Raw genomic sequence first — 3,597 nt, forward strand, 5'->3', positions numbered from 1 at the left:
CCCTTATACCAACGAAGGTGCGGGCGGGGAGAATTATGGAACGATTGCTTATGTAAATTGTTCGCCAGACGGCAAGACCATCTGGACCGGCAGCGATGACGGAATGGTATACCTTACAAGAGATGGAGGCGCAAACTGGAAAAATGTTACACCTGCAGGGTTGCCTGAATGTTTAGTGAACAGCATAGAAGTGTCTGCACATGATCCACGAACCGTTTATATTGCCTGTACCAAGTATAAAATGAATGACCTGTCGCCGATTTTATACCGCAGTTCGGATTACGGACAAAGCTGGAAAAGAATTGATTCGGGTATTCCTGCAGGTGCTTATACCAGGGTGGTGCGCGAAGACCCCAAGCAACCGGGTTTGTTATTTGCAGGTACAGAAACAGGGCTGTATATTTCCTGGAATAACGGGGATGCCTGGTCGAAATTACAGCTTGGTCTGCCGGTTACCCCGGTAACAGATCTGAAAATTCATCAGGACAACCTGATCGCTTCTACCATGGGACGTTCCTTCTGGATACTCGACGATCTCTTTATGTTACGGAATGCATCGGCCCTGAAAGATACCTCCCGGGTTCAATTGTACGGGATGGAGCAGTTATACCGGGTAGGTGGTGGAAGTTCGCTCAATGCAGTTGGTAGTACTGATGGGAACGGGCCATTGACTGCTCAGCGGGAGGGTACCAATGCCGCCACCGGTGCAGTATTTTATTACCAGCTGCCTCATCTGCCCGATTCGGTTGAATTAGAGCTGATGATAAAGGATTCGAAAGGGAAATTGATCCGCTCCTATTCTGCCAAAGCGGACAGTAGTTTTGTGGAATTCCCTGGTGGTCCATCACCTGACCCATTATTGCCCAGGCGGCCGGGGATGAATCGTTTTGTATGGAATCTCCGGAATGAGAGTTATCCGGGTGTTCCCACTGCCTATATTGAAGGAAGTTGGGAGGGGCACCGGGTGCCCCCGGGAAATTATACGGCGGTATTGAAGGTAGGCAGGCAGGAGTTGGTTCATGCGTTTACTGTATTGGCGGATCCCAGGGTGAAAGCAGATCAGGCCGAATATGATGAACAGGACGCACTGTTGACAAAGGTAGAAGAAGAGTTAAAGGAAATACACCTATCTGTATTGTCTATGCGAGCGGCGAAAAAGCAGGTGATTGATCTGATCGCATTAGTGGGTGATAAGCAGGTATACGGAGCGCTGAAAAAACAGTCGGTTGCTTTGCTGGATCGGATGAACGGATGGGAGGAGGAATTGATTCAGAACCGATCCCAGAGCTATGATGATATTATCAATTTTGTAAACAAGCTGAGTGCCGATTATTTTTTTCTGAAAGGTGAATTAGACGGGTTGATTCCATTTGTAACAGACGGTCAAAAAGAGCAATTTCAAACGCTTCACCATACCTGGCTACCTTTAAAAAAGGAGTTCGATACACTCGTGGGTAAAGAAATTCCTGCATTGAATGAGGCCTGCAGGCAGTTGGGTATAGAGCGGATTATGCTGCCGATTCAATAATTTCTGATGGAGAAGAAAAGACCTGAAATTGATATTGTTAATGAAGTTTTGGAAGCCTGTATAATGGCTTACCCTGTATCCTCTTTTGTGATCAGTTTATATAAGCAGTATTTGCAGCGTGGCAGTTTAAGTAAAAAGCAGTTGCAGGGATTGTATGGGAAAGCCTCCAGGATAGAGGACTTGCCGGCCGGGAAGTTAGCGACGTTGGAAGCGTTGATTGCCAGGATGCCTACGCGGTTAAAATCTTCTTTGCCGGCAATTGATCAGCAAGCGGTTTTTGAACGTGATCCGGAAGCGGGGAAATTGATTGCGGCTATTCTATCGCGTTATCCTGAACATAAACGGGTTTTATTCCTGCAGGGGAAATATTTGCGGAATGAGCCGCTGTTGCCGGCGGATATTGCTGATCTGAAGCGATTTGCGCGGGTGCTAGGGGTGTAGGTGTCAGACAGGTGTTAGAACGTTGTTAGAGAGGTGTCGAACAGGTAGAAGAAGTAGAAAAAGCGTTGGCCGGGAGGCATTAGTCGATTGAAAGAGTTCGTATAAATGGGGATGGCTGTTTGGGGTGAAACATCCGTTCATCCAAATCCAGTATTTCCAAGGCAAGTTTTTTATTGCATAGTCCCGGAAAATCAGGATCCAGGTATTCTCTGAAAGAGGAGTAATTCCAATCTTCCGGGTACAATACCAGGTTGGCTTCAACCGGATTTTTATGAATGTAGTGAAAGGTGTTGATTGCCTGAACGGTGGATTGGTACTCAATAGGTTTGGATTTTGCTTTTTGTTGAAACAGATTACCACATATGCCCTGTTCCGAATTAAAGGCTTTCGTGTAGGTGCTTTGCATGAGGCGCACTCCTTCGCTGAGCTTGGAGATATCCAGTACCCTGCCTTTCAATAATTCCGCAGATTGTTCGTTGGCATGGATCAGTAAATGATAATGGTTTGGCATTAGGGTATAACTAAGGATATCGCAACAAGGCTGGATATAGGATATGATTTTCCCAATAAAAAAATTGTAATTCCTTTCAGAATAAAACAATCGTTGTTTTTGGTTGCCTCGATTGTAAATATGGTAAAGGTTGTCTTGAATGATTTTCATGTGGCTAAACTACAGCAGGCGAGGCTGGTAGTCAAGCGTTCAATCACCCTGAATGGAAGGGTGTATTTACAGGTGTCAGATACCTGTCTAACACATATCTGACACCTGTCTAACACCTGTCTGACGTTTGGCGGACCTGCCGATAAACCCCCGGTGTAATACCTTCCGATTTGCGAAATAAACGAACGAAATAGTTAACATCGCTAAAGCCGCATTGCTGACTGATGGCGGTAATCGAATGGCGCGGATCGCCCAGTAACTGCTTTGCCAGCTTAATACGCTCCTGGTTGATGTACTCAAGCGGAGAAACCCCGAATTGCTCCCGAAACCATCGGAAAAACGCATTCCTGCTGAGATAAGCTTTGCGGCAGAGCGCATTCATTGTAATGTGATCAGTCAGGTGCTCATGAATATAGTGAAGCACAAAATGTAAACGGGAATGATTTCCCAACTGCCCGGCTTCCACTTTCACCTGGCTTAAATGCTGACTCTGCACCAGGCGAATCAATAACTCTTTCAGACTTAAATCGGCATAGATATTTTTAGCCGTATCGCCACTGCTGCAAACTCTAATTAATTTATTTATGATCTCCGTTATCTCCGCATCATTATCAAAATGATACTGATTGAACTGGAGCTTCCATTCACGTCCAAGATCCGGGTCATGGTTATAAAAACTATTCAGGTACTGCAAGGTGTTTTCAATGTAATTCAAATCTACTGTAACAGCAATACACTGCGAAGGTGTCAATGCTGTAGCATCGGGAAAATCTATTACCATTGTTTCATTGGCAGGCACAATAACCGTTTCACCAGGCAAGTATTCAAAGGGGTTTTTGTTAAGCAGATGCATTATTTTTTTACCCCGCACCATACTCGTTATTACAAAATCATTAAATGTAAGAGGAACTCTCCATGCCTGCTGATAACTTTCAAATACATTCAACTCACAATTTTGCAAATTGAA

The 3,597-nt window shown here is 45.0% G+C and carries 4 protein-coding genes; 2 read left to right on the forward strand and 2 right to left on the reverse strand.

The annotated features are described in order from the left end of the window. The coding region (locus tag A1D16_RS20325; protein WP_366207087.1) for a hypothetical protein at window positions 1–1,528 on the forward strand (1,528 nt) is incomplete at its 5' end. A gap of 6 nt (window positions 1,529–1,534) precedes the next feature. Beyond that, complete coding sequence (locus A1D16_RS20330) at window positions 1,535–1,969, forward strand: hypothetical protein (RefSeq protein WP_290713043.1); 435 nt, start codon at window positions 1,535–1,537, stop codon at window positions 1,967–1,969. A 79-nt stretch (window positions 1,970–2,048) separates the two neighbouring features. On the opposite strand, the gene A1D16_RS20335 is transcribed toward A1D16_RS20330, so the two are convergent. Both A1D16_RS20335 and A1D16_RS20340 read right to left on the reverse strand, forming a co-directional pair. Beyond that, on the reverse strand, window positions 2,049–2,480 hold the full coding sequence (locus tag A1D16_RS20335) for a hypothetical protein (RefSeq protein ID WP_290713046.1): 432 nt from the start codon (window positions 2,478–2,480) through the stop codon (window positions 2,049–2,051). Between the two features lie 259 nt (window positions 2,481–2,739). Further along, on the reverse strand, window positions 2,740–3,597 hold an 858-nt coding region (locus A1D16_RS20340), incomplete at its 5' end, for an AraC family transcriptional regulator (protein WP_290713049.1).

Source organism: Flavihumibacter sp. CACIAM 22H1 (assembly GCF_001601815.1).
GTDB lineage: Bacteria > Bacteroidota > Bacteroidia > Chitinophagales > Chitinophagaceae > Flavihumibacter.